The sequence below is a fragment of the Microcoleus sp. MOSTC5 genome (assembly GCF_036701825.1).
Lineage (GTDB): Bacteria > Cyanobacteriota > Cyanobacteriia > Cyanobacteriales > Microcoleaceae > Microcoleus > Microcoleus asticus.
This window is the reverse complement of record NZ_JAUBRK010000047.1, coordinates 38,403-64,106: the sequence shown is the minus strand read 5'-3', so window position 1 is coordinate 64,106 and position 25,704 is coordinate 38,403. Positions and strand designations below refer to the sequence as shown.

Annotated in this window: 23 protein-coding genes; 6 read left to right on the top strand and 17 right to left on the bottom strand. The window is 45.9% G+C overall.

Annotated elements, in window-relative coordinates:
• Nucleotides 1–107: 107 nt before the first annotated feature.
• From QUA54_RS23720 to QUA54_RS23665, 12 genes are all read right to left on the bottom strand, one after another.
• Nucleotides 108–245 (bottom strand): hypothetical protein, encoded by a 138-nt coding sequence (locus QUA54_RS23720; protein ID WP_333416554.1) that lies wholly within the window; start codon nucleotides 243–245, stop codon nucleotides 108–110.
• 78 nt (nucleotides 246–323) lie between these two features.
• On the bottom strand, nucleotides 324–458 hold the full coding sequence (locus QUA54_RS23715) for a hypothetical protein (RefSeq protein WP_333416553.1): 135 nt from the start codon (nucleotides 456–458) through the stop codon (nucleotides 324–326).
• A gap of 227 nt (nucleotides 459–685) precedes the next feature.
• A complete protein-coding gene (locus tag QUA54_RS23710; protein ID WP_333416552.1) occupies nucleotides 686–1,168 on the bottom strand; it encodes a transposase in 483 nt (160 codons plus the stop codon).
• A 120-nt stretch (nucleotides 1,169–1,288) separates the two neighbouring features.
• Nucleotides 1,289–2,839: a GMC family oxidoreductase N-terminal domain-containing protein gene (locus tag QUA54_RS23705; protein ID WP_333416551.1), complete on the bottom strand. Its 1,551-nt coding sequence runs from the start codon at nucleotides 2,837–2,839 to the stop codon at nucleotides 1,289–1,291.
• Between the two features lie 54 nt (nucleotides 2,840–2,893).
• Nucleotides 2,894–3,271 carry a hypothetical protein gene (locus QUA54_RS23700; protein ID WP_333190132.1) on the bottom strand — a complete coding sequence of 126 codons (378 nt, stop codon included), beginning with the start codon at nucleotides 3,269–3,271 and terminating at the stop codon, nucleotides 2,894–2,896.
• Between the two features lie 81 nt (nucleotides 3,272–3,352).
• Nucleotides 3,353–4,048, bottom strand: coding sequence for an alternative oxidase (locus QUA54_RS23695; RefSeq protein WP_333416550.1), 696 nt, complete (start codon nucleotides 4,046–4,048; stop codon nucleotides 3,353–3,355).
• Nucleotides 4,049–4,129: 81 nt separating this feature from the next.
• A complete protein-coding gene (locus tag QUA54_RS23690; RefSeq protein WP_172191666.1) occupies nucleotides 4,130–4,411 on the bottom strand; it encodes a hexameric tyrosine-coordinated heme protein in 282 nt (93 codons plus the stop codon).
• A 149-nt stretch (nucleotides 4,412–4,560) separates the two neighbouring features.
• Nucleotides 4,561–5,442, bottom strand: a complete 882-nt coding sequence (locus QUA54_RS23685) for an RNA polymerase sigma-70 factor (RefSeq protein ID WP_333416549.1) — start codon at nucleotides 5,440–5,442, stop codon at nucleotides 4,561–4,563.
• Nucleotides 5,439–5,849 (bottom strand): hypothetical protein, encoded by a 411-nt coding sequence (locus tag QUA54_RS23680; RefSeq protein ID WP_333198468.1) that lies wholly within the window; start codon nucleotides 5,847–5,849, stop codon nucleotides 5,439–5,441. Before QUA54_RS23680 ends, QUA54_RS23685 begins: the two co-directional genes overlap by 4 nt.
• A 59-nt stretch (nucleotides 5,850–5,908) precedes the next feature.
• The gene (locus QUA54_RS23675; protein ID WP_333416548.1) at nucleotides 5,909–6,856 is read right to left on the bottom strand and encodes an NAD(P)-dependent oxidoreductase; all 948 of its coding nucleotides are present in this window, start codon (nucleotides 6,854–6,856) and stop codon (nucleotides 5,909–5,911) included.
• A 103-nt stretch (nucleotides 6,857–6,959) separates the two neighbouring features.
• Nucleotides 6,960–7,481 (bottom strand): GNAT family N-acetyltransferase, encoded by a 522-nt coding sequence (locus tag QUA54_RS23670; protein WP_333416547.1) that lies wholly within the window; start codon nucleotides 7,479–7,481, stop codon nucleotides 6,960–6,962.
• Nucleotides 7,472–7,768, bottom strand: a complete 297-nt coding sequence (locus tag QUA54_RS23665) for a DUF1778 domain-containing protein (RefSeq protein ID WP_333416546.1) — start codon at nucleotides 7,766–7,768, stop codon at nucleotides 7,472–7,474. Before QUA54_RS23665 ends, QUA54_RS23670 begins: the two co-directional genes overlap by 10 nt.
• A gap of 291 nt (nucleotides 7,769–8,059) precedes the next feature.
• Between QUA54_RS23665 and QUA54_RS23660 the strand changes: the two genes are divergently transcribed.
• Entirely contained in the window at nucleotides 8,060–9,442 is a 1,383-nt protein-coding gene (locus tag QUA54_RS23660; protein ID WP_333416545.1) for a branched-chain amino acid ABC transporter substrate-binding protein, read from the top strand.
• A gap of 97 nt (nucleotides 9,443–9,539) precedes the next feature.
• Nucleotides 9,540–10,715: a branched-chain amino acid ABC transporter permease gene (locus QUA54_RS23655; protein ID WP_333416544.1), complete on the top strand. Its 1,176-nt coding sequence runs from the start codon at nucleotides 9,540–9,542 to the stop codon at nucleotides 10,713–10,715.
• Nucleotides 10,716–10,844: 129 nt separating this feature from the next.
• Here QUA54_RS23655 and QUA54_RS23650 read toward each other — a convergent pair whose 3' ends face one another.
• The gene (locus tag QUA54_RS23650) at nucleotides 10,845–11,417 is read right to left on the bottom strand and encodes a Uma2 family endonuclease (RefSeq protein ID WP_333416543.1); all 573 of its coding nucleotides are present in this window, start codon (nucleotides 11,415–11,417) and stop codon (nucleotides 10,845–10,847) included.
• A gap of 250 nt (nucleotides 11,418–11,667) precedes the next feature.
• Between QUA54_RS23650 and QUA54_RS23645 the strand changes: the two genes are divergently transcribed.
• The 3 genes from QUA54_RS23645 (at nucleotide 11,668) to QUA54_RS23635 (ending at nucleotide 15,066) form a co-directional block, all read left to right on the top strand.
• On the top strand, nucleotides 11,668–13,233 hold the full coding sequence (locus QUA54_RS23645) for an ABC transporter permease subunit (protein ID WP_333416542.1): 1,566 nt from the start codon (nucleotides 11,668–11,670) through the stop codon (nucleotides 13,231–13,233).
• Nucleotides 13,234–13,382: 149 nt separating this feature from the next.
• Entirely contained in the window at nucleotides 13,383–14,198 is an 816-nt protein-coding gene (locus QUA54_RS23640; protein ID WP_333416541.1) for an SAM-dependent methyltransferase, read from the top strand.
• An 88-nt stretch (nucleotides 14,199–14,286) separates the two neighbouring features.
• Complete coding sequence (locus QUA54_RS23635) at nucleotides 14,287–15,066, top strand: ABC transporter ATP-binding protein (protein WP_333416540.1); 780 nt, start codon at nucleotides 14,287–14,289, stop codon at nucleotides 15,064–15,066.
• A 239-nt stretch (nucleotides 15,067–15,305) separates the two neighbouring features.
• Here the strand turns inward: QUA54_RS23635 and QUA54_RS23630 are convergent, their stop codons facing one another.
• Complete coding sequence (locus tag QUA54_RS23630) at nucleotides 15,306–16,142, bottom strand: PEP-CTERM sorting domain-containing protein (protein ID WP_333416539.1); 837 nt, start codon at nucleotides 16,140–16,142, stop codon at nucleotides 15,306–15,308.
• Nucleotides 16,143–16,460: 318 nt separating this feature from the next.
• On the opposite strand from QUA54_RS23630, the gene QUA54_RS23625 reads away from it, so the two are divergent.
• A complete protein-coding gene (locus tag QUA54_RS23625) occupies nucleotides 16,461–17,168 on the top strand; it encodes an ABC transporter ATP-binding protein (RefSeq protein ID WP_006631855.1) in 708 nt (235 codons plus the stop codon).
• Nucleotides 17,169–17,275: 107 nt separating this feature from the next.
• Here the strand turns inward: QUA54_RS23625 and QUA54_RS23620 are convergent, their stop codons facing one another.
• From QUA54_RS23620 to QUA54_RS23610, 3 genes are all read right to left on the bottom strand, one after another.
• A complete protein-coding gene (locus tag QUA54_RS23620) occupies nucleotides 17,276–22,771 on the bottom strand; it encodes a response regulator (protein ID WP_333416538.1) in 5,496 nt (1,831 codons plus the stop codon).
• 549 nt (nucleotides 22,772–23,320) lie between these two features.
• A complete protein-coding gene (locus QUA54_RS23615) occupies nucleotides 23,321–24,718 on the bottom strand; it encodes a hypothetical protein (RefSeq protein WP_333416537.1) in 1,398 nt (465 codons plus the stop codon).
• A gap of 277 nt (nucleotides 24,719–24,995) precedes the next feature.
• The gene (locus tag QUA54_RS23610) at nucleotides 24,996–25,151 is read right to left on the bottom strand and encodes a hypothetical protein (RefSeq protein ID WP_333416536.1); all 156 of its coding nucleotides are present in this window, start codon (nucleotides 25,149–25,151) and stop codon (nucleotides 24,996–24,998) included.
• Between the last annotated feature and the right edge of the window lie 553 nt (nucleotides 25,152–25,704).

Here is a 25,704-nt window from a genome sequence, read left to right as displayed (position 1 = left end):
TAGACTCGAACTCATGCACTGGCTAATTTCATAAATTCCTTTTTTTGTCAACTCCTAATACTGAACCGACGCCCTAGAAACTCGCACAAGGAATTGTAAGTGAAGCGCTATCCCGATCGCCCGCTTGTTGCATAAATCACTCGATAGGTTTTCAAAATGTTCGATCGCAAATAAGGATTTATTAACAGCTTTTTTTCCACCAAATCGACAGGACGGTGAAATAAATTCTCTATCTCTTCCTGCATACCCAATAAATGAGACAGCGTGAGGCTGTGCGATCGCTCATAGGTGACAATACATCCACATCGCTATCGGGGCGGAAATCATCCCGCAGCACGTCCGCCAAACAGGGCAAACTCGACTATGTTCCAGCGCTGGCAAAATTGCGTGATCGCATCAAGAGAGACTTTTAAGCGATCGTTCACCACATATTCTAAATCTGATTGCAACTCAACCATGCGCGAGCCAACCTCCAATCTTGTAGCTAACGTCTTTTAATTGTAACATCGCAGGTCTGATTGACATTCAGATGCTAATGTTTGAAGTAATTTTTACTTCGGAAATAGCTGGCATCATTGCCCGACATTGGGGACAAAACCCGCAAATTTCATGTTGGTAAATGTGCCGTAATAATGGATCAGAACAACAAGGACATTCGTGCATTATCTTTTACCTCTATAATTAATTATGGAAAAACTATTTTAGGATCGGCCATATGTCTTAAATAAAGATAGGCAGCCGATCGCAGTACAATTTCGGAATAGAGAATCTTTTGGATGTCTAAACTCGGTGCACGTTTTGCAGTGAGGTTGTAAGCCGCGATTTCCCCTTCCAAACTGAAGTCACTATTTGTCAAGTAGTGGTCGTAATCGTGCATTCCCTGAAAAATAAATCCATAAATGGGATTGGGATAAACAGCAGAATCGTAACTGTCAGCGGATACCCAAAGTTGCTGAAGCTTAATATCTGCAAACATCTCTTCAGCGTTTTCATAACGCATATAATCTGAAATTTTCAGATTTAAGGGCAATCTCTGGAACTCACCCATCAGCCAATCACAAAGTTGGGTGATGGTTTCATCTGAAATCTCGGCTGGCTTGCCTTCCAGGTAGAGTTTGGCGAGAGTTTCTAGTTGAGATGCGGTGATGTTTGCTTTTGTGAGAGTCATATCACTACCCTCCTAACCTTGAACTACCTTTAATCTGACACTTTTTCTCAACAACTTCTTTGAGCTAGCTCATAGTTGGCAAAGAAACAGTCAAGGCTATTTAATCGATCGCACTCCCTGTTAATTTGTAATTGCTAAAGGTACTTGCTGTGAAACGCAACCTGCGGCTTTAATTAAATCTGCTGCCTTTTCGCCGATCGCAATTGTCGGCGCATTCGTATTTCCTGTGGTGATTTTTGGCATGATTGACGCATCTACCACACGCAACCCCTCAACTCCATGTACGCGGAGTTCAGAGTCTACAACCGCCATTGAGTCAGTTCCCATTTTGCAGGTGCCGACAGGATGAAACACAGTGCTGCAAACTTCCCGAATGTAAGCTTCGAGTGCTTCATCACTCTGATTGTCGGCACCGGGAGCGACTTCCTCACCTCGAAACTCATCAAAGGCACTTGTCTGAAATAATTTGCGGAGTAATTTAATTCCTGCAATGACTTTTTGCACATCAGATTCACTTTGGAGATAGTTCATCCGAATCATTGGTGGATCTTTCGGATCGGGCGATCGTAAAGATACACTACCAATACTCTCAGGATGGATCAAACATACTAAACCAGTAAATCCCGAATCAGAACGAGGAGGGGATGTCAACAGAATAGGGCTGAAGATCAACTGTAAATCAGGCGCAGCATCCTGATTACCCTCGCTATGCAAAAACAATCCGGCTTCAACGATACTACTGGTGATTGCAGGGTGTAAATCCTGAGTTGCCAGGTTTACCACAGGAATGAGAGGATGATCTTGGAGGTTTTGACCGACACCAGGCAAATCGACTACTACAGGAATACCCAATGATTCCAGGTATTCTTGATTACCAATGCCCGAAAGCATCAGCAGCTTAGGCGAATCGAATGCGCCAGCACTTAAAATCACTTCCCGGTTAACCCGGACTTGGTGCAGCGTTTCCTCGTATAGATATTCCACCCCAACGGCGCGGGTTCCCTCAAACAACAATCGAGTCACCAACGATCCTGTCGTTGTTGTCAAATTGGGACGATCGAGAATTGGCACCAGGAATGCAGCAGCGGTACTGTGCCGTTTTCCATCTTTAATCGTCATCTGATAGAGTCCTGCGCCTTCTTGGTGCATCCCATTGAAATCAGGATTGTTGTGATATCCCATTGCTACAGATACTTCTACAAATCGTTGGGATATCGGTGCCGGGGAAATTAGATCGGTAACACTCAACTCGCCATCGACACCGTGGTATTCGGAAGCACCTCGTTGCTGGTTTTCAGATTTCTTGAAATATGGCAATATATCTTGATAACTCCAACCGGGATTACCCAATTCTTGCCAGCGATCGTAATCATGAGGATTGCCTCGGACATAAAGCATGAAATTAATCGAACTGCTACCGCCCAAGACTTTCCCGCGGGGATGAAAGATTTTACGGTTATTGAGGTAAGGTTCTGGTTCTGTGAAGTATGCCCAGTCTACCTCAGAGCCTAGTAAGTTGAAGCATTCCAACGGGATTTGAATCTCTGGTTTCGTATCTGGATTGCCAGCTTCGAGCAACAACACGGTTGTTTGACTGTCTTCTGTCAAACGGTTGGCGACAACGCAGCCTGCCGAACCTGCACCAATTACAATGTAGTCATAGTTCGTCATAAAATTCTCCTTTTTTGTTGTCTGTAATCGATTAATTTAGTCAGGCTAGAGGATTCAACTTTTCGTACAAGCTTTCTGCATCAAGATACGGTTATTTTTGTACACCTCTAAAGTTCCCGACTTCGGGCTATCCAACGTGCCATCCCACACCCAATATTGATAATTGCCCTTCCTAAACTTATAGACTCGAACGCCTTCTGTAGCTTTGCTAGTACCTCCGCCCAAACTTAAATTACCGTTGGAACTGGTCGAGCGATATAGCAGTTCACCTGAACCCTTCTTTTTCCAAATATTAATGTTGTAACCACCCTGGCATCTCGTACTGAGGATGAGGTCAGCAGTAGAATCAGCAGACGCAGGTAAGGAAAAATTAGCTAAGACACAGATTGGTAGAGCAAGGAGTAACGCTGATTTTTTCAGTAGTGTTTTCATAGTTATTAAGAATGTTGTAGAATTCATTGGACTGCCATCATTCATATCAAATTGCAATCCAATTTCAAAGTATAACACCTCCTACAACCAACCCGTTTTATCTGCGTTGGCAGCTACTGCTTCAAAAACCGTATGGGGACTTTTGAAGGTTAGCCGCGCTTCTGGTTTCTGGAGTGCCACCATTGTTTTGACGTGTTCGTCTTCGTCATCACGGATGTTCGCGAACACGTCGTATAGATTATCCACCTTGGGACGGCGAAATTCATGACTTAGTGCAGTCTGAACTTCATCAAACATATAAAGATCGCCATCGCGATAGAAATTGATTGCCACCTGGGGCGCAGGTTGAGCTTTCAGTTCCGCTTCATAGGTTTTCAAGTATTCGTCATAGGTGTGGTAGGCATGACCTTCAATCAGTTCCATCAGGTAGTAGGCGTAAGAGGGAAACAGCATATAAATCAGCACTACCACCCAGTAGTAAGCCACGGCAACGTGTTGAGCGATGAAGCGATCGATCCAGAGGCGATCGCCCCCCAGTGATTCCATAATTAACAGATGGTGTAATTCGTTCCAGGTTTCAGCGAAGTGAACTTTCAACAAGTCTGCTTTGCGCCAGTAACCCAGCGTCTCGTAAAGATGCAGCACTGATAGATAGGAAAAGTAAGGAACGCGGGCGATGGTTTCCAGCATATAAAACCGAGGGTAGGAACGATTTCCGTAGACGACATCTACAAGGAAGACAAAAAAACCAACTATCAATCGAATCAAAACTTTCATGGTGCATTCGTCAAAAATTGAATACATTACCAGGGGTTCAGATCCCCGACTTCTCTGAGAAGTTGGGGTTCTGACTTGTACCTACTTACGCCAGTAGTTGTTGGCAGCAGCGACTGTGGCAAATTCTATTGCGACAACGTGACCAACTGCAATCAGCATCATGGCATCATTGCCATAAACCTCTCGTAACTGTTTGCGCTTTTCTTCATCAGGCTGAGTCATTTTGATAATCAGCCGTGCCATTTTGACTGCCAGTTGCCGTCCCTCTTCAGGGGTTTCTGTTAAAAGGGAGTTATTGGGAACTAATGTAACTTCGGGTGGTGTTACAACAGATGGATTGTTGGGAGGCATTATATTATCCATGTCAAAATCTCCTGAGTTAGTGTCTTTTTTAGAACAGCAGCATTGGTTATCCAAGACCTTCCTAAGTTCATTGCTTCGATCGTAGAATGAGATTTCAACAACTTCTATGAGCTGGCTCATACTTGAAGCAAGTCACCGAAAATTTTCGGTTACTTCTCTAAAGATATCTCCTGGCAAATCCGCTCTAGCTTTTCTGGATTCCGCACACTGTAAATAGACTGAATACAGCCATCCACAATCTCAAACGTCATCACACTGTGAATGTGGTCATCCAGATATTGGATAATGCCGGGTTGTCCGTTGATATCGGCTAAGTGAGAGACAGAATTAAGCAGCCATTTGCGACGAATGGCTAACAGCATCCGAGCCACCTTTACTGCTCCATGTATCGGCTTGAGGACTGCAACCACCTTGCCGCCACCATCTGAACAAAACGTCACATCCTTTGCCAGCAGCAGCAACAAATCTTGCAAATCCCCCTTGGTGGAGGCATCTAAAAATTGGGTTGTAATCTGCTTTTGTTGAGGCCGAGAAACTGGGAAACGAGGACGTTGGTCGGCAAGATGCTGCTTCGCTCGTCGCAGGATTTGGCGACAGTTGGTGGGACTCTTGCCGATCATCTGAGCAATTTCGTCATAGTCGTAGTCAAAGACATCGCGGAGTAGAAATACTGCCCGTTCGATCGGAGATAAACGCTCCATTACAGTTAAAAATGCGATCGAGAGCGAGTCTGCTAATTCCATTAGATCGGTTGAATTTTCGGATTGTTGCGTTAACATCGGTTCTGGTAGCCAGGTACCGACGTATTGTTCTCGTTGGACACGCGCCGATCGCAAATGATCGATGCAGAGACGAGTAGTAATAGTTGTCAGATAAGTCTTTGCCGATCGCACCGTGGAGCTCGCCGTCTGTTGCCAGCGCAGGAAGGTTTCTTGTACCATATCTTCGGCATCTGTGACAGTGCCCAGCATTCGGTAGGCGATCGAGAACAGCAACGGACGATGGTGGTTAAAGTCATCCAGAGAACTCATAAAGCCCCCTGCTCTTGTTGCTGAATAGTTCTCAATGCCCAGAAGCCAATTCCAGAGCCTAATCCATCCACAATTAATATCAGGATGGCTGTGACTTGGAACACCAAACCCCAGCCTTCAAAGGCAACTTGAGACACATGATCTGGACTGATCGCGATGAAATGATTGTAGAGCCCAAACAGGATCGATCCAGCCATTGAACTGAGTAAGAGCCAGCTACCAATGCGATAGAAATGTGTCCAAAGCAAAACGGCTGCAATGATGGGAATCAGAAAAATCACAATACCCACAAACAAACTCTGAAGGAGAGAGAGGGGAATTGGGATTTGCAAATGCGCTAAACCATGCAGTCCGTTTGCGATCGCATGGATGACCGCGATCGTTGTTCCATATTGAGCAATCTTCATTTTATTTCTCCCTGATTAGAAAGCTTTCCAAACAACTCCTAGTGTTAGCCCGATCGAGATTAAATTGTCAGTTGGCCTTTTTCAACGGCAGTTTTAACAAGCCATTCCAACGATCGCGGTTGAAAATTTAGTTCGCGTTTTGCCTTGGCATTGGAGACACCTCGTAACTGGGTGCCATAGTAGACAGCATCTCCACCACTGATTCGCAGAGCATCCTCAACTGATACCTGCGGTGGCGGTGGAGCATTGAGCCACTGGGCATAAGCAGGAAGCCACACGCGCACCTCTAAGGGCCGATCGTCCGCAATCAAGTAAATGCCGGGATTTCCCCGATCGACGGCCGCCACCGTCGCGAAGGCCGCATCCTCAATGTGAACCCAAGACCATACACCTTCGCCATTTCCGACGATCGGGAATTGTTGCTGCCGCACCTGTTCGGCAACGTCTCCATCGGTTGCGTACCAAGTGCCGGGCCCGTAGAAAAAGCCGTAACGCAGGAGAATTCCTTCTAGATTGGGGTTCCCTAGCAAGCGATGTTCAATCTCATTCAGGGTGCGGGTTCCGTCTGCAACTGCGGGCGAAGCATCTAAGGCTAGGGGTGTTTCTTCATCGGCCAATCCTGTACCGGGAATCGCCCAAAAGGCGATCGACTGCCGGATGTAACGACGCACACCAGCCGCTTGCGCTGCCGCTAGGACATTTGCACCTCCTTGGAGACGGATGCGATCGTTCAGTGCTGCTGCCGCCTGCATTGTCTCAGGCGTGTAGGTTTTAGGCAGAGAGGTGAGTTGTTCGATTACAACTTCCGGTTGAGCGCGAATCACAGCAGCTTTGACAGCATCTGCATCGAAGACATCTGCGATCGCAGGTTCCACACCTTGTTCAGCTAAAATCCGTGCTTTTTCTGGAGTGCGGGTCAACGCCACTACATCATGTCCTGCGCTGTGCAATTGGGCGAGTAGCGGACGACCGATCGCCCCCGTTGCACCTGCCACAAAAATTCTCATCTAGGAACCTCCTGTTGAAACTTGTGAGGTATTTATAGATAAGACGAAAGAGCATCGTTAGTTGTGACAAGATGATTTAACTCAAACTTGAAATGACGATCTGTCACTTGAGCTCAAGTGAAGCAATGGCATCGCTAATTTTCACCATGAGTGTCATTGGATCGATCGGCGAAACAGTAAACCCGCACTTCTGGTAAAACTGCTTCGCATCTTCGGAGATAGCGTGTACGAGAATTGCACGTATTCCTGCAATCTCAGCAGCTTGCAAAGTGCGAAGAATTGCATCCCGCAGCAAAGCGCGTCCGATGCCGGAACCTTGCCAGTTGCGATCGACTGCAAGCCGTCCAATCACCATAACAGGAATCGGATCGGGCATATTGCGCCTGACTTTACCCGTTGCAGCAGTTTGTGCTATTGCTCCATTTACAAGACAATAGTACGCAATCACTGCTTGGCGATCGCACAAAACATAAGTCCGTGAAGCCCGCTCTGACTCATTTTTCAGAGCGCGGCGCTTGAGCCATTCATCTAACTGACTGTTGCCTGAATCAAAGGTCTCAATTTGATGTAACGAGTTCAGTTTTTCAGGCGGGCAGAGTTGGCCTAAATCTCGATCTAATCCCACGGAGATTTTGTTTTTAGTAATGCGTTTAGCTTCTGATTTGGCGTCGGCGGTGCATCCAGCAGCGCCAAAAATTGCTTAAATTTAAGTTCATCTAACCCAAAAAAACAGCGGTCTAGAATCACATCTTGAGCTTTTTGGTAAGCTGATTCAAGCATGAACTCCGATCGGCTCTTTCCCTGTAATTGGGCCGCGCGATCGATGAGAGCGCGTTGATTCGGCTGAGCTCGAATGTTGATTGTCACATCGCGGGTCTGGCTGACTGATTCTTCAGATGCTGGCGGGTGCATAACAGTTACCTCTGGCTAGACACAGTAGTAATTAGAGCCAGTAGCCCTAGCATATTTATATGCTAATTTTTTGTATACACAATGTCAACACACATACTGAAATCTTCGATCGCGGATCTAGTTAACCGCGATGGAATCGTGAACTCACGCATTGTACGGGCAGCCCCCGCCGCCCCTGAGACAGGAGCGGCCTAAGTCCTGATGTTGCCTTTCTAGGTCTGTTTTTGATAGTTGACACAAATTTTTTAAACTTGTGCTAACTCTTGACTTACAGACTTACAGAGTGAAAATATGCTAAGACGCAAGCAACAAACAAACCAACCTATGAACTTTTCCCAGAAGTCAGGGGGCCAAAGTCCCACACCCACAAAAACCAACCCAACACAAAATCTCAACACCGGGGGGCTGCGGACATTACTCCTCGCCGCCGGGATAGCATCTGTGTGCGCTAGCTGTCAAAATCCTCCAGCACCCACCGCCACAACTACCGGAACCAGTCCCGCAGCCACTCCCGTCGCAGTCAGCAGCCCCGGAGACCCAAATACTGTCAAAATTGTCTCAATGCTGCCCATGACAGGTAGCGCATTGGGTCAATCTCAAACAATGGTCAACGGCATCAAACAAGCACTTGCTGAAACCGACTCCAAAGCTTGCGACGGCAAAATCAAAATCGAATACGAAGTGCTCGACGATGCCACTGCCGCCGCCGGCAAATGGGACCCGGGCCAAGTAACCTCCAACTCGAACAAAGCCGTTGCTGACGGTTCGGTAGTTGCCGCCATCGGTCACTATAACTCCGGTGCAGCCAAACTTTCCATTCCCGTGCTCAACCAAGCTAACATCGTCATGATCAGTCCGGCCAACACTTATCCGGGACTGACTAAACCAGGAAAAGGTGAAGCCAAAGAACCCAACGTTTATTATCCCGCAGGCACTCGCAATTTCACCCGCGTTGTCCCCGCTGACGACCTTCAAGGAGCTGTAGCTGGCAACTGGGCAAAATCTTTAGGCGTGCAAAAAGTTTACATTCTCGACGACCAAGAACTCTACGGCAAAGGCATCGCTGATGTTTTTGAAGCTACTTCTAAAAAGTTGGGAATTCAAGTCCTCGGAAGAGAGGGAATTGATATTAAAGCTAGCGACTACAAGGCGTTAATGAATAAGATCAAAGCTTTAAATCCAGACCTGATTTACTTCGGCGGCACTACTCAGAGCAACGCCGGACAAATAATTAAAGACATCAGAAATGTCGGGATGACGGCTGATACAGTCAAGTTCATGGGGCCGGACGGCATTAAAGATCAAGCTTTAATCGATGCCGGAGGCAAAGATGCCGAAGGAGTTTATGCTACTTTTGGCGGCTTGCCTCCTCAAGAATTGACTGGTGTGGGTGCGAAGTGGTACGAAAGTTACAAGGCAAAATATAATGCTGAACCGGAAGCTTATGCAGCATACGCCTATGAAGCTGCTAAAGTTGCGATCGGCGCAATTAATAAAGTTTGCAAAAATGACCGCGCTGCTATCCGCGAAGCTGTCTTGGCAACTAAAGACTTTAACGGCGTCCTTGGCACTTGGAGTTTTGACACCAACGGCGACACGAGCTTGACTACAATGTCAGGAAATGTTGTTAAAGGCGGTAAGTGGGAGTTCGTGAATGCGCTCAAGACGGAATAATTAATCAGAAGGAAGAGGGAAGTTCGGCAACGGATTTTATAACGGATGTAATGGATATCGGGAAGAAGGAAGAAGGAAGAAGGGATAATAAAAAATCATGCCTTTTTCCTTCTCCCTCCAATGTCCTATGCCCGATGCCCAATTCCCAATTCCCAATTCTCAATTCCCAATTCCCAATTCCCAATTACTCAAAAACATGAAGAACTGGAAAAGTATTCTCTTATATCTAGGTGTAGCTTATATAGTTTTGTTGTTAGGCCCGATCGCAGGATTTGATTTGCCGAAAATTTTAGGAGAAATAGCCAGCAGTCCTGAAGTTTTGATTCAACAATTGTTAGTGGGTTTGGTCAACGGGGCGCTTATTGCAATTATTGCTTTGGGTTACACGATGGTTTACGGCATTATTGAGTTAATCAATTTTGCTCACGGCGATTTGTATATGTTGGGTGCTTTTGCTTCCCTAACTGTATTCGGGGCTTTTGGCATTCAAGACGGCGCGCCTTTAGGTATTGCTATACCGGTGATGTTAGTCGCTTTAATTGTATGTTCGGTGTTTTGTGCTGGACTGAATATTGTTGTCGAAAAGTATGCTTATCGACCTTTGCGAAATGCTCCCCGTTTGGCTCCTTTAATTTCAGCAATTGGAGTTTCTTTTATTTTCCAAAATATGGGGTTATTTTGGGGAGGATTGAAAGCTTTTATTCCGGTAATGGGTTCTAATTCTGCTGCGCCGAAAAGTTTTCCCGATTTGTTACCGCGAGTTGATATTCTCAAGTTTTTGGGAATTCAAACGAGTATTGTATTTACTACGAAAGATTTAATTGTGTTGGTAGTGGCTGTGGTATTGATGGTTTTGCTTCATCTGTTTGTCCAGTACACTCGTCTGGGAAAGGCGATGCGGGCAACTGCTCAAAGCCGCGATGCTGCTAAAATTATGGGGATTAATGTAGATCAGATTATTGCTCTGACTTTTTTGATTGGTGGAGCTTTGGCGGGTTCGGCGGGAATTTTGGTTGGTTTGTACAACAATACGATTGTGTTTACGATGGGATTTACGGCGGGTTTGAGAGCTTTTACGGCGGCGGTTTTGGGGGGAATTGGCAATATTGTGGGGGCGATGTTAGGAGGGGTTTTGATTGGGTTGCTTTCGTCTTTGAGCGATCAGTATTTGTCGAGTCGCTGGACTAATGCTTGGGTGTTTGGGGTTTTGGTGGTGATTTTGGCTTTTAGGCCAGGGGGTTTGTTGGGCGAGAATGTTCAGGAGAAGGTTTGAAATTTCGGGGTTTAAATAATCGCAATAAATATTTAAGTAGACATGAAAAAACAGCACAGGCAGCTCCCAGAATTTTAATAGAAGTTGGGGAACTAAAAGCGATCGCGTTTTACGTTTTAGTTTTACCTTTTAAATATTCCCTGGTTTGAGCCAGCCAAAAACTTCGCCTAAAGTCAACTGCATTTTCGGCATAAAATTGGGCATCGGAAGTATATCTGTTGGTTCTTGCAGTGAAATCGGCTGCTGCCTTGCGGGATAGGCTAAAATGTTTTTTTCATCCGGATCGAGCAACCAACCCATCTGACAACCGGCATTCAAACAGTGCAAAATATTGTTTGTAACTTTGGTTTGGCTTTGGGATGGAGACAAAATTTCTATTGTCCAGTCTGGGTGAGCATTAAATGTATTGGCAATTTCGCCGTCAGCGTCTAGGGGAATGCGATTCCAAACAAAAATCGCGACATCGGGAACAATAGAACGTCCGCCAAATGTGCAGCGAAGTTCTGGTAGGGCTAGGGCAATTTGCGGTTTCTCTGCGATGTCGTTGGCGACTGTTACGAGTCTGCCTTGTAGTTTGCTGTGTTTTCCTTGCGGCATAGGTTTTTGGACGATCGCACCTTTGATATATTCGCTAGCGGGTTTGGTTTCTGGGAGTTGCAAAAACTCGTCGAGGGTGATAGTTTTTTGAGGTGCTTGTACCATATAGCGATCGCCCGTTTGAAGTGTGTTGGGGTAACAGTTCCAGTATATTTGAAGTTTCGTCACTTTTGGTGCAATAATCGAACTCAAAAGACTCTAAACTGTAGCTAGCCCGATCGACCGTTTCCACGATAAGCAGTCGCTCACATTCATTGAGGCAGAATTTGGCACTGCCCGCGTCAGTCGTATCTATAACTGCGATTCCTAGCATTCTTTCATCTAACTACTGACTAATGACTAATAACTTCTTCCTATGTCAAAAAAAATAATTAAAGCAATTAAATCGAGCGGTATTTTAGGGGCGATCGCCTCTTTGACTGTTCTGTTATTCGGGGGTTGGAGCGGTACCGTGATCGGCTGGCTGATGGGTACGGCGGCGGGCTTTATGAGCTGTCAGGAACCAAAGGTTTACAGCCCGAAAATGGGTGCGACTATCGGCAGTTTAGCGGGATTGGGATTGGGAGTTTGGCTGTTAGTTGCGAGTGTGGTAGAAGGGGTTTTGATTAGACCTTTTTCTGGGCAATCGGCTGTGGCTTTGCCGACTACGCTGCTGTACGGAATTTGCAGTTTGACGATCGCAATTCTAACAGCTACGTTAATGGGTGCTTTGCAGGGTTTGCAGGGGGAACGCCAGCGGCTGGCAACTCTGGTGACATTAGCTTTTATTCTAATTCTGTTTCCCTTTATCGACATTCAAGCTCAAACTGGCTGGATTGCTACTGTAGTACAGATTCAAATCTTTATTATGCTGGCGCTGGGTTTGAATATTACGGTGGGTTTTGCGGGTTTGTTGGATTTAGGATATGCGGCATTTTTTGCGATCGGCGCTTACACGACGGCTTTGCTATCTTCTGGACAGTTAAATATTGCTTGGAACTTTTGGGTGGTACTGCCGATCGCCGCCGGTGTAGCTGCGATCGCGGGCGTAATCCTGGGTATTCCCACACTGCGGCTCAAGGGCGATTATTTGGCGATTGTTACCCTCGGTTTTGGCGAAATTATCCCGGTTGTGTTTAGGAATTTAACCGCGATTCGCATCGACGAACCAGTCTCGAAGATTGTCGCTTCCCTGTTGGGAAAACCCGAGTTGGTGCTTTGTCTGGTTGGGTGCGATCGACCTTTTAACCTCACCGGCGGCGAAGCGGGAATAAACCCGATCGGGCGTCCATCTCTCCCCATCGTCGGCACTTTCAGCACCGGTAACTACTTTCCCTGGTACTATCTAATTTTGCTGCTAGTTGTCTTCGCTTACTTCATGATTTCGCGGCTGCGAGATTCCCGCTTGGGCAGGGCGTGGAATGCCATGCGCGAAGATGAATTAGCGGCTAGTGCGATGGGGATTAACCTGGTCAAAACCAAACTTTCGGCTTTTGCGATGGGAGCGACGTTTTCGGGCTTTGCAGGCGCGTTTTACGCCGCCTATATCAGCGCGATTTTTCCCAGCGTTTTCGATTTCTCGGTGTCGGTAATCATCCTGTGTATGGTGATTTTAGGCGGTTTGGGCAACATGACCGGGGTGATTTTGGGCGCTATCATTATCATGTCTGCCGATCGACTTTATCTGCCACAATTAGCGCAAGTCCTCAAGGGTTTCCTGAATACTTTTGTACTCCCCAGGATTGCAATTCCCCAGTTGCAAGAGTTTCTGGCCACCAGTTTAGACCCGATTCAAATGCGCTTATTTCTATTCGGCCTAACTCTTGTTGTCATGATGATCGTGCGGCCGGAGGGGCTGATTCCTGATAAGATCCACCAAGCTGAACTGCATTCGGATGCTGAAGCGAGCAATGAGTCTTTAGCAGATGCGAGAAGTCAATAAATAGGTAAGGACAAAAAAACATAGTATTTTGTAGGCGGGTTTAGCTAAAAATATAGGGTGCCATGCCAGGAACTTTATGAGTGTAAAACCCTCCTCTTCATCTAATGTTTATTTGTAACCAACTACTTAGTAAGGGTGAAAGATTAGCCATGAAGAATGTAACTGGTACTGCTTTTATCGTTGCGGAATTTAGAGCAGAAGAGAACGAAGAGGCAATTCCTCTTTACACTGATAATGTAGTAAAAATCTGGCTGAATGAGGAAACAAAAAAAATAGCTAGCCAGATATCTAAAAACTCTCCCGCCGCTAAAGAAATGGTTAAGTTGCGGACTAAATATTTTGATGATGTTTTGTCAAACCAAATTTTAGGCGGTTGCAAGCAAGTAGTTATTTTAGGTTCTGGTTTGGATACTCGCGCTGCTAGAATTAATGGAGAAAAAGTCACTTATTTTGAAATAGACGACTGCACGACTTTTCAATTAAAAGAAGAAACTCTCAAAGCTAACAAAGTTACTGCCAATGTTCGCTACCTTCCCGGCGATTACGTAAAAGACGGTTTAATCTCCTTGCTGAAACAGAGTGAATTTGATTTCGCTCGACCGACATATTTTTTGTGGGAAGGCAACACTACCTTGCTTGACAAAAAAGAGGTAATATTTGTATTAGAACAAATTCGCGACAATGTTCATAATTTCCGATTGTCCTTTGATTATATGTCGGAAAAGGTGATTTTGAGAACCACGGGTTACCAAGACATCAATGATTACATAGATAAATACGAAAGTATGTATGCACCGTGGATTACTGGGTTTGAAAAGATTGCAGCTTTGGCTGACGAACTCCATCTCAAAGTTATTGAAAACTTTTCGACTGCCGATTTACACGCACAATATCGCCCTGGCAGTTCGCTAGAATCTAATCTTTTTAAGTTCTATTTTGTCTGTACGTTAGAGAATATGTCCTAAAATCTCCCAACCCAAATTGATTCGCGTGCGTGAAAGCTCGCGATCATCCCGCTCGCACTACTCTAAAATATTAGGAAACACAACCAAAATGTCATTATTAGAAGCACAGCAACTTACAATGCGGTTCGGGGGTTTGACTGCTGTAAATCAGGTCAGCTTAACTTTGGAAAAAGGCGCGATCGCTAGTTTAATTGGTCCCAACGGTGCGGGCAAAACAACATTTTTTAATATGCTTACGGGCATCTATAAACCGAGTGCCGGTCAGTTGCTCCTGGAACAGAAGAATATAACGGGTTTACCGCCCGATCGCCTGACAACTTTCGGCATTGCTAGAACTTTTCAAAATATCCGCTTGTTTAACAACATGACTGTGCTGGATAATGTTTTAGTAGGTAGACACTGCCGATTAAAAACAGGTTTGTTGGGCGCAATCCTCCGCACTCCGGCTGTGATTTTGGAGGAACGGGAAGCTAAGAAAAAAGCCTTGAGTATGCTGGATTTTGTCGGTTTAGGTGCTGCTAAAGCGCCGGAGTTGGCAAAAAATCTTTCCTACGGCGACCAGCGGAGATTGGAAATTGCGCGGGCTTTGGCTTCCGATCCGAAAGTGTTGCTTTTGGACGAACCGACGGCAGGGATGAACCCGAACGAAACGGCTGATTTAACTCGCTTTATTTACCGGATTCGCGATGAGTTGGATTTGAGTATTTTGCTGATTGAACATGATATGAAGGTGGTTATGGGAATTAGCGATCGCGTCAGTGTTATGGAGTACGGTACTAAAATTGCTGAGGGAAGTCCTGCCGACGTTCGCGCCGATCCTCGTGTGATTGAAGCCTATTTGGGAAAAGAAGAAGATGGACATGGATAATCGGTATTGTATGCCGACAGATAAGTGAGGTGCGCAGTGCGAACCATACGAAAAAGTCATAGAATGTCCGGCAAATTAACCGCAATAAAATTAGGGGCGGGTTTGACAAAAAATCTGTCATTCCTATCGATAATATTTATCAACCCGCCCCGGACGACAGCATTTTATAACGAGCAATTCAACTGAAAAGGTATGAGGTGCACAATGTACACCCTACGAATTGATTTTCGGGGATTTTCCTAAACTTTTGATTTGAATTGAGACAATTTATTATTGAGTTTTCGCCCCCTGACAAACAATCCTAAAAATATTGCAGTACCTAATACTGCGCTCGGTTCGGGAACTGCTTCTGCTTTTGCCTCTGCGATATTATTCTTAATTTCTACTAACCTTAAGCTAGTAGCGCTGCCGAATGTCCGCGAATACACCCCAGAAGTATACAGGAGGCTTGTTGCTGCACTTCCTTCAGCCATTAAATTAAAATTAATGGCTGTGGGGTTAAAGCTGTTGCTAGCAAACCCATTCAAATAAAAGCCACTAGAAGAGTCTAAACCGCTGGCAAGTTGAAAAGAGTCTAAAAGAATGTTAGTAACAGTGTTAATCAACCAGAAAGATATACTGCCATTCGCACTGGCGCGTTCGGATTGGCGGTTGTCAACTGATGTTAAAAGATATAAAAATGTCTGGAAATTGAAGGAAAAAGTTTCTTTGGCATCAATGTCGAAGTCGCCGACCACTGCTGCTTGACTTTGGGCTAAACCGGAATAGTTATTGCCGTCACCTTGCACTTTATTTTGCGAGAGATTTGCAGCCAGCAATTCGTGACAGTTAGATACAAAAACTGCATCAGCAGTCGCGTCGCTAATAACTGAACCCCTCTTAGCTATTGTCTGAGTGTAAGTGTTAGTAGATGTACCTCTATCAGTCGGTCTGTGACTGAAGTTGTCAATGGTTCCTGCTGCTGCAGAACCTGCGATTATTGCAGCACTGCTAGGGCCAATGCCTACAGTCAAGCCGGTTACTAAAGGAGTTGCTAATAAAAATGCGATCGCTCCGGTACTGTGATTTAATTTCATGGTAAATGTCCTGAAATTTGAAATTTTTTAAATGCTTTTATTGGTAAATTGTAGCGGTTGGTTGCGCTTACCTATTAATACTACCTATTTACTTAGAGATTTTTGTAAAGCTACTGTCAAGAAAGCTTGTGTTTAAGTAAAAATTATGTAAAGTTGGTCGCCACAGCTACTAAAAATACATGGTATGGGAGCTACGGCTGAGTGTCGGTCTAAGTAAAATTACTATTTACTCTAAAAATGGTTAACTTTAAATAAATGCAATAAATATTTATAATTAGCCGGGATAATATAACAAAGCACAAAGCAAAAAGAGTAATTATGTTGGAAATCAAAGACATTCACACCTACTACGGAAATATCCACGCTCTCAAAGGAGTATCGCTAACAGTCTCGCAGGGAGAAGTTGTGACATTAATCGGCAGCAACGGGGCAGGGAAAACAACAACTCTCCGCACGATTCAAGGACTGCTGCGCCCGCGCCAAGGTACTGTATTATTTGAGGGAAAGCCTTTAGAAGCACTATCTACAGAGGCGATCGTCCGTTTGGGTATTTCTCAAAGTCCCGAAGGGAGGCTAATTTTTCCGCGAATGACGGTGCAAGAAAACCTAGAGATGGGTGCTTATCTTCGCAACGATACTCTCGGTATCAAGTCCGATATGGAAAAAGCATTAAATTTATTTCCCCGTTTGCGAGAAAGAATTAGTCAAAAAGGGGGAACTCTCAGCGGTGGCGAACAGCAAATGTTGGCGATCGCCCGGGCTTTGATGTCGCGCCCACGCTTGTTATTATTGGACGAGCCGAGTATGGGATTGGCACCGATGTTAGTGAGTCAAATTTTTGCGATCGTCCGCGATATTAATGCTGAAGGAACAACTATTTTACTGGTGGAGCAAAACGCCCGCATGGCTTTAAGTGTAGCCCACCGCGGCTATGTCATCCAAACAGGTCAGGTTGTAGTCGCCGGTACTGCTAGCGATTTGCAGTCAAATGAAACTGTTCGCAAAGCGTATTTAGGCGAAAGTTAAATATGGGCATGGGGCATGGGGCATGGGGCATGGGGCATGGGGCATGGGGCATGGGGCATTGGTTATTGAAACTGACAAATAACCAATAACAACCAACAAATAACAAATTACCCCATTTGCGATCGCAACTTCCCCGTTTCCAATTCCGTCTCAAAAGCCGCCCGCACCTTTTCCCACTCCACTTGGGCTTCCAACAGGCGATCGCGCGCCGTACTCACATCAAAAACCTGTTCCCCTCCCGACTCAACCGCCAAGCGACCCATATACTCCAACTCCTTGCAAACTTCAGAAAAAGACACGGCTCCTAAATTGGCGCTGCTCGACTTCAGCGTGTGAGAAGCGATTTTCAAACTATCAGCATCGCCGAGAAAAATAGCCTCCTTAATAGTTTCTAAATGCTGCGGTGCGTCTAACAAATATATCTTAATCAGCTCCCCCAAAAAATCCGGGTCTTCCTCATCGTCTAGCTCGCGGAGATTGTGCAAAACATGAAAATCAATCGGCGAATCTGCTCCCGGTTTGACGCTCGAATATCCAGCAGCATCACTGTCAAGTCCATCGGAAATATCTTGATTTTTCGGCTCAGTAACGGCATCCAATTCATCCCGATCCAGAGGTGAGCACTTGCTCAAGGCGATCGCCAACTCTTCCCGGCGCACTGGCTTAGTAATATAATCGTCCATACCTGCTTCCAGACACTTTTCGCGATCGCCCTGCATCGCATTAGCAGTCATCGCAATAATTCTCGGCTTCTTGTTAGCAGGCCATTCCTGACAAATGCGGCGCGTCGCTTCCAACCCGTCCATGTTCGGCATCTGCACATCCATCAGCACAACATCGTAAGATTGCCGCTTCAGGGCCTCCAAAACCTCCAACCCATTAGCAGCAATATCAGCCCGATATCCTATCCTGTCTAGCAAATGCGTAGCGACTTTTTGATTCACCACATTGTCCTCGGCCAGCAAAATCCGAATCTGACTAGAATTAGCTGCATCCTGTCCGGCTGAATTGGTAGCAACCTGCCTCAAAACAGCCGGCGTCCGCTGCACGCGGTGCTGTTCTTGAGATTTTTCAAAATACTTCAATCCCGAAGTCAAAGTCACCACATTTGAAACTTCTCCCCTGCTGCTTTTTCCGGTAACATATCCAAAAACTTGCAGCAACACATTATAAAACTGTGACTGTTTTAGAGGCTTAGTTAAAAAAGCAGAAAAATGTACTTCTGTAGTTTCGAGTTTTTTCCAAACTTCCGCCTTGCTTAAATAAGTAAACAGCACCAAAGGTAGCGCAACTTTGCGAGGGTTTTTAACTTGGATGGCATTCGGATTTAGGTCGTCGCCGCCAGACAAATTGCTCAGCTCAAATTTCCGAATCTGCACAGCCAAAGCTACACCGTCCATATCTGGTAGATTCATCGCCAAAATAGCTAAATCGATCGCCGAGTTTTGTTTGATGATTTCCAAAGCCTCAGCACCGGAAGTTACAGCTACCGGTATCATTCCCCAAGACTCTGCCTGCCGGCTCAAAACTTGCCGATTAATGGCATGATGCTCGACAATTAACAAGTGCTTACCAGCGGCAAATTCCGGCCTTTTTTCCTCAGTCAGGATTTCATTAGCTTCAGCAATAACCGTGAAATAAAAAATCGAACCCGAACCCGATATCGACGGGGAAGTAAATTCTGCAGGCGACCTGCCAGCGGTACTTTGTCCGATCGCAGAAACTGCCGCTTGAGACTTAGAATTTCCCGGACAAACCTGGCTGACAACCCACATTGTACCCCCCATCAGATCGCTCAAACGCTGGCTGATAGCCAGTCCCAAACCCGTGCCGCCGTAATGTCGCGTTGTCGAAGCATCCACTTGCGAAAAAGCTTTAAACAGGCGATCGATCCGGTCTGGCGGAATGCCAATTCCCGTATCTTGGACAGCAAATTGAATCTCGTATTGTCTGCTATCTGCCAACCGTCTTTGGTTAATTACTAACGGTTGCGGCTCTAGAATATTGATTATTTCCGGCGAACTCTTAGCAGCCACCTGCTCAATTTTTCTAGCCGTACAGCAGACGACAATTTCTCCAGATTCGGTAAACTTAACTGCATTTCCTAGTAGGTTTACTAAGATTTGGCGCAGCCTAGTGACATCTCCTAAAATGTTTTTCGGAACAGAACTGTCAATAAAGTAAGCCAGCTCTAAACCTTTTTCTGATGCTCTCGGAGCCAGCAATTCCAGAGATTCTTCTATACAGTTTTGCAGATCGAAGGCGCTGCGTTCCAAATCCATTTTTCCCGATTCAATCTTGGAAAAGTCTAAGATATCGTTAATAATAGTCAGCAAAGCATCGCCGCTGGTGCGAATTGTCTCTACAAAATCCCGCTGTTCTGGAGTTAGATCCATATCGAGCAACAAACCCGTCATCCCGATTACCGCATTCATCGGAGTGCGGATTTCGTGACTCATAGTCGCTAAAAATTCGCTCTTAGCTCTGTTAGCAACTTCCGCCGCTTGTCGCGCTTGATCCAAAGCTTCGTTTTGCTCGGCCAACTGTCGCTGTCGCTGAACTTCCGTTTCTAAAAGTTGTGCTTGAGCTAACGTAATTCCGACTTGAGCGGCAACATCTTCTAACAGTTCAATTTCGTCGGAATTCCACTGGCGAGTGGCATCGCACTGGTGCAAAGTAATAATTCCATTCGGTTCTCCTTGATAGGAAGTGCGAACCGCCAACATAGATTTTAATCCGATGCGACGGCACATCGGCCCCGAAGATTCGAGCAAAGGATCGGCAAACACATCAGGAGATGCCAGGGCTATATCTTCAGCGAGGAGTTTTTCTGTGTAGGGGTTATAAGTGACAGAAAGTTCTAAATCTAAAGCAGATTCGTGACCTGGTTCTAAGTATTCCGCGACGCAAGGAAGGTGCGGATAAGGTTGGGAAAGATAGGTGTGAATTGTACAGCGATTGACGCCAAATACGCGACCGATTTGGGTGGCGGTAGTCTGAAAAATTTCTTGAGTATCTAAAGTCGATCGCACTTTTTGAGTAATTTGTTTGAGTAGTAAAACGCGCTGGTACTGACCTTGCAAAGTTCGCTCTCGCTCTTCGCGGGCAATTTCCGCGCCGATATAATTGCCCATCAACTTTAAAATTTCAAAATTTATCGGTTTTAAAGGAGATTTAGTGGTGCGGGAAGTAAAGCTCAAAGTGCCAAAAATTCGCCCTTGCACTATTACCCTCGTCCCCACAAAAGCCTCCAACTTGCGCACGCTGTAAGCGGGGTGGTTGCGCCACGGAGTAGTACCGGCTGATTCGACAGAAATAGGTTCGCTCGATCGCAAAACCTCTCGCTCGAAGGTTCTGCTCAAAGCAAAACCGTCTCCTTTAGCAAATCCAAAGGGAAAATCTTCCGGTACATAAGCCGCGATCACTTCGTAGCGATCGCCCAAAACCCTGCCCAACAGCCCGATATCCATCCCAAACTGACTGCAACCCATTGCCAGCAACCGGATCGTTCGATCGTCAAAAGAGCCTTCCGAGCTCACCATTACCTCGTAGAGCGATCGAATTGCCCGCTCGCTTTCCCGCAGATCCTCAACCCCTTCGGCGCGGTTGCAGACATCGTGCAAAGTCCCTAAAATACCCGCTATTTCGCCTTGGGAATTCCGCCGGACTTGGGCAAATATTTCTACTGAAATAAAGCCCGAATTACTGTGAATTCCCAAGGAGTTTTTCCCCGACTCCGACTTGCACTTAAATCGCAGTTCTCGTCGTTCAAATTCCGACTTGCCCGACAGCAAAGACTCCAATAAATTTGCACATTGCGCGCGCTCATCTGGATGCACCCAATCTAAAAAATTAGTTTGCAAACTTTCGGAAACCGAAAAACTCGTAATTTCCGTCCAAGCGCGGTTGAGAAATGTCCAAAGCCCTGCCGCATCTATCTGGAAAATTACTGTTGCTTTCAAAGAGTCAAATAGTTGGAATTGCTCCTGATTATGAGCGCGGTTTGTGAGTTCTAACTGCTTGTTTGCAGTAATATCTGTATGAGTTCCTACTACCCGCAGCGGTTTGCCCGTAGCGCCGCGCAAAACTTGACCCCGGTTCAGCACCCAGAGAGTGCTGCCGTCTTTACAGTACATCCGATATTCTGCTGCAAAATCCGGTGTCTTTTGGGCGAAGTGCTCTTCTAAAGCTGCTTTTACGGAGTCAATATCATCTCGGTGGATGCGACTCCACCATTCCGATCGGCGATTCGAGATTTCCCCTTCTTGGTAGCCCAGCATTTCTTGCCACCGCGCCGAATAAAAAAACTCATCTGTTTCGAGATTCCAGTCCCAGATCCCCTGATTGTTGACTGCAGGAGGGAGATTTTGCCGCTCTACGAAACTGTTGTGAGAAATTTCAGCCGCGACGTGGCTATTTGCTGCTCTCCCCTGTATTTCTGCTGAGAGTCTTTTGTATTGAGCGTTGCTAGATTCTAGCTGGCGCTGCAAAGCGATCAAGCCAGAATGAAGAGATTTTGAATCCAGCGCTTGTAAAAGGATAGTTTTAGGATTGACAATCCCGATCGGGTGATTGCTTTCGTTGAGGACTAATAAAGGCAACTGGCAGTAGTTTTTTTGCAGCAGGGCGACTGCTGCTTCGAGGGTAGAGTGCGATCGCACCAGCGGTGGCGAACTGCTGCAAATCGCTCCCGCTTTAATTTTGTTGGAGTCTCTTCCCAGGGCCTGCAACAGCAGGATGTCTCGCGAACTTACCACGCCAACGAGTTTGTGAATGTTGGGATTTGTAAATTTGGAATTTTGAGCAGCACCAGTCGAGTGTTGTTCGGGGGTTTCAGTGATTAATACATAGCTAACATTGTGTCGGAACATCAGTTGCGCCAAATAGCGAACCGAAGAAGTAGCAGGAGCGTGAATAATTCGCGAGGCTGCGATTTGAGGGATTTGATAAAGTTTAATTAAACTCGCGGGCAGCTCTAATTTCGGATGCTGAATTGGCAGCGGCGGAGGGAACGCGAAAGCCGCAGGTGGCGAAGCGCTGCTAATTGCTTTTTGTGTTGATTCCCCACTTCCCTGCAACATTTGCACCAAGCTTTGAGAGCTAATTATACCGACAAGTTCTTCAGTGTCGCTGACGATGGGCAAATGGCCGATATGATTTTTCTCCAGCAGATTTGCTAAGGCAAAAAAGTCGGAAATTTCCGATTCTCGGGCTACAGTTACGGTTCTGATCATGATTTGCTCGATCGCAAATCCCCTCAAAGCAGCGCCGATCGAATTTAGCTGTACGACATCTCGCGTTGTAAAAATCCCTAGCACTGTCTGGCCGCCCGCATAGGGAGCTTTTGAGCCGTTGAGACCCAGCCCGTTGCCTCCTGCCTGTACCGCACGCGGTACGCCGCTGTAGAAACCCAACTGTTCCCGCGATTGTGGGGAAGTCCCGTTCGTGGGATTTCCAAATTGAGAATTCCCGCGCGGTTCTACCACGAGGACGTAACTGGCTCCTGTGCTGCTCATCAGCTCGATCGCCTTTTCTACGGGCGTCTCAGGGGTGACAGTGAGGGGATTGCGGTTGATGACCTGACTGAGGGAGGGAATAAACATCAGGGGGCATAAAAGTGATATTTGTTGGAAACAGCCGATCGCGAGCAGCAGGTTGATTGAGAGGCTTTGCCCGCGAGATTTCCCAGCGCGCTCAAAGTTTCTGTACGATTAGACTCACTCCTACTTCCAGCATCTTGGCATTGAAAATTAATTCCGTGCCAATTCCTGATAATTGGCCGGTTCTGACTTTCAGAACCAATGCTATCTGCCAGAGGGCGGACATGAAGGCTGGCGGGCAATTCCTCGCTTAGCGTAACTGCTGCGGGTTTACGAGCAAGAATTTCTGCTATTGTCTAGACTGCACCTTACTTTCTCGCCCTCAACGGAACTCTTGCTCGGATTCTGTTTGAGGCAAGATACCTGCACGCTACCAATTTACCAGCGACAGGAGGGGAATCACAACATGACGATTTAGGTATTGCTACTGTGCAATTAGGGGTTCTAGGGTTTGAGGGTTCGAGGGTTCGAGGGCTAAACAGGCAGAAAATAAATAATTCCGATCATAACTAATTGTATCTTATCCCAATTATGACCCCGAGGATTTGAGCTTCAATTCTGGCGATCGAACTTGATGAGAATAGCGCTGTTCCCCGCCACCGCAAAACTCGCATTGCCACCCTTCACCATTAAGCTACCAACAACCTCATCCATTTTTTTAGAACTGAACTCCCGCACCGTGCCCTTACCGGCTTTTATCAGAGCCGAAATATCTGCATTTACTGTGTAAGATTTGGCTCGATCGTTGACAACAAGCAAGTAAACATTCTTGCTAGCATCGAGAGTTGCAACTGCCATTATATCCGAACTGTTAGGGATAGGAAAAAAGGTAGCTTTCCCGCCCTGCAAAGCCCTAATTCCCATCCGCAAAGCATAGTAGCCTGCGCGCCGTTTTCCCTCGTCCCCTAGCAAACCTTCCACCACTGCGGGCTTGCCCCAGTCGTACAAACAGAATATGTGACTGCCGTAAATATAATTATCCCCCGGTTGGGAACCTCGAATCAAATTCTTAATCAAATTTAAAGCTAAAGATAAATTGCCGTAGCTAATGTTGTAAGTTCCCCATTCTCCGACCCAAAACTGCGAGTTAGCGCGGACAGTACCGTTCATCCAGCCGCGCACTTTGCGGGTGTAGTTAGAAATATCTGCATCGTAGTTGTGGACATTGACGGTATTGAAATAATTTGGTATTTCCTGCAAAGCACTAGCCGGCCAATTGCTGCCACCTACGGTTTTCGGGCCGTGGATGCGGTAAGTGCGATCGGGCAAATAAGTTTTGTAAACAAAGTCGATCGCATCTTTTGCCACTTTAACCAACTCAAAATAGTCAGCCATAGTCCCGCCCCAACCCTGAGCGCGATTGTCCGGTTCGTTGTGAATTTCCCAATCATCAACGCCGTAATCATTGCGAACATTCAGCCAATAAACCGTAGCAAAAACGTGTTCCCACCACTCGTTCCAATCTTCTTTTGGGCGCGGCGGATTCAGTTGCAGCGCCCAACTCGGCTTCCAGTTATTATCAACATTCCGAATACTCACAACCGGGCGAATATTTGCTTGTTTGAGACTATTAAAAATAGTCCGGGCATTGCCTTGCCAAACTATACCAGGTTTTCCAGACCACCAATAATCGCTACCCTGGGGCGGATCGGTCATAATCCGATCCCAATGCGCCCAATTAATTATATTGGGATTTGCCTTAATTTGGGATATTTCCGGCCACCCGTATTTACCATCATCGTCTTCGGGTTCCCATCGGGACATCCCGCCGTAAATGCGGTAGGTATTAATTCCCAAATCTTGCAAATCTTTGATGTCGAAATTGATATTGCCCTCGACTGCACCGATGTAGCGAGTGCTAACACCCGCAGCATTGGCGGAAATTTTAATTGTTTCGATGTTTTGAGAAAAAATAGTCGTTCCGCTGAACAACGCTAGGCTGAGAGCCATTAAAATGGCGAGCGTAAAATTCCGAACAGTTATTTTCAAGAACACGGGAGTAATGACTAATGATTACATCACGCCTATAAATATAGCAGGTAGTCATACGATTTTAGATTTTAGATTTTAGATTTGGGATTTTAATTTTTATATTGGTAATGACTAATGACTTAAATTATTAGTTATTAGTCAAAAGTCAATTTTCTTAAGAAACTTTTCGTAATTCCTGTTAGTAAAACTTCTTCACAACGTACTTGCCCAAATTCCTGCCCGCTGTCAACCCATCTCAATTGTCCGATAACCAGTGAGAACCACCGTAAATGCGGCTCATCCCGGCTTCCTCCGCAGCTTCAGTAATACTTTTAAAAGCCCGAGGCTGCAAATTTACCGAAGCATCGGCGACGGTGGTAAAACTAACATTATCGCCGCAGAAAGCTGTCAAAACTACATCTGCTGCACCGCCAAAGGTACTATTTCCCGAAACATAAGCTGGGGAACATGGATTATTGAGTAACGGCGTCCAATTTGCATCGGCTACTTTCTGAGGATTGCCGTCTTTATCTGCTTGCTGGATTCCTGTAATTAGTCGCCACCGATTGAACGTTTATTTTTGGTCGCCGTCGATGATGCTGGCATCGGCGAGAGCAATATTTAACACTGCAAATAAACCCACGTTTTGCTCGAAGTATTGCCGCGGGTAACAGCAATATCAGCAGCAATTTTATTTCAATTTCCAGGAGGAGTGACAGTACCTGCACTGTCCAGCCAAAATTTGGATATCGCACTTTGATAGGGGGTGCGAATTTTACTATTTTTTGCTCCTAATTCTTTGATTTTTTTGAGCTATGCTGCATATTCTTCGCTCGTCAAACTCGGTATATTCGCTATTTGAAACTGCGAATATTTAGTCATGGCAAAAGGTTTGACATTTTTCCAGTGTGGCATAGAATCTGGTTTCTAATCCGGCGGTATGGGCTGCTAATAACCAGTTTAAT

Bases quoted from the DNA above. Each gene is read 5' to 3' on its own strand.
- QUA54_RS23700 (WP_333190132.1), bottom strand. From the start codon at position 3,271: ATGAAAACACTACTGAAAAAATCAGCGTTACTCCTTGCTCTACCAATC.
- QUA54_RS23710 (WP_333416552.1), bottom strand. From the start codon at position 1,168: ATGACTCTCACAAAAGCAAACATCACCGCATCTCAACTAGAAACTCTC.
- QUA54_RS23695 (WP_333416550.1), bottom strand. From the start codon at position 4,048: ATGAAAGTTTTGATTCGATTGATAGTTGGTTTTTTTGTCTTCCTTGTA.
- QUA54_RS23685 (WP_333416549.1), bottom strand. From the start codon at position 5,442: ATGAGTTCTCTGGATGACTTTAACCACCATCGTCCGTTGCTGTTCTCG.
- QUA54_RS23690 (WP_172191666.1), bottom strand. From the start codon at position 4,411: ATGGATAATATAATGCCTCCCAACAATCCATCTGTTGTAACACCACCC.
- QUA54_RS23630 (WP_333416539.1), bottom strand. From the start codon at position 16,142: ATGAAATTAAATCACAGTACCGGAGCGATCGCATTTTTATTAGCAACT.
- QUA54_RS23640 (WP_333416541.1), top strand. From the start codon at position 13,383: ATGAAGAATGTAACTGGTACTGCTTTTATCGTTGCGGAATTTAGAGCA.
- QUA54_RS23615 (WP_333416537.1), bottom strand. From the start codon at position 24,718: ATGGCTCTCAGCCTAGCGTTGTTCAGCGGAACGACTATTTTTTCTCAA.
- QUA54_RS23680 (WP_333198468.1), bottom strand. From the start codon at position 5,849: ATGAAGATTGCTCAATATGGAACAACGATCGCGGTCATCCATGCGATC.
- QUA54_RS23715 (WP_333416553.1), bottom strand. From the start codon at position 458: ATGGTTGAGTTGCAATCAGATTTAGAATATGTGGTGAACGATCGCTTA.
- QUA54_RS23720 (WP_333416554.1), bottom strand. From the start codon at position 245: ATGCAGGAAGAGATAGAGAATTTATTTCACCGTCCTGTCGATTTGGTG.
- QUA54_RS23650 (WP_333416543.1), bottom strand. From the start codon at position 11,417: ATGGTACAAGCACCTCAAAAAACTATCACCCTCGACGAGTTTTTGCAA.
- QUA54_RS23705 (WP_333416551.1), bottom strand. From the start codon at position 2,839: ATGACGAACTATGACTACATTGTAATTGGTGCAGGTTCGGCAGGCTGC.
- QUA54_RS23655 (WP_333416544.1), top strand. From the start codon at position 9,540: ATGCCTTTTTCCTTCTCCCTCCAATGTCCTATGCCCGATGCCCAATTC.
- QUA54_RS23660 (WP_333416545.1), top strand. From the start codon at position 8,060: ATGCTAAGACGCAAGCAACAAACAAACCAACCTATGAACTTTTCCCAG.
- QUA54_RS23665 (WP_333416546.1), bottom strand. From the start codon at position 7,768: ATGCACCCGCCAGCATCTGAAGAATCAGTCAGCCAGACCCGCGATGTG.
- QUA54_RS23635 (WP_333416540.1), top strand. From the start codon at position 14,287: ATGTCATTATTAGAAGCACAGCAACTTACAATGCGGTTCGGGGGTTTG.
- QUA54_RS23620 (WP_333416538.1), bottom strand. From the start codon at position 22,771: ATGTTTATTCCCTCCCTCAGTCAGGTCATCAACCGCAATCCCCTCACT.
- QUA54_RS23675 (WP_333416548.1), bottom strand. From the start codon at position 6,856: ATGAGAATTTTTGTGGCAGGTGCAACGGGGGCGATCGGTCGTCCGCTA.
- QUA54_RS23625 (WP_006631855.1), top strand. From the start codon at position 16,461: ATGTTGGAAATCAAAGACATTCACACCTACTACGGAAATATCCACGCT.
- QUA54_RS23645 (WP_333416542.1), top strand. From the start codon at position 11,668: ATGTCAAAAAAAATAATTAAAGCAATTAAATCGAGCGGTATTTTAGGG.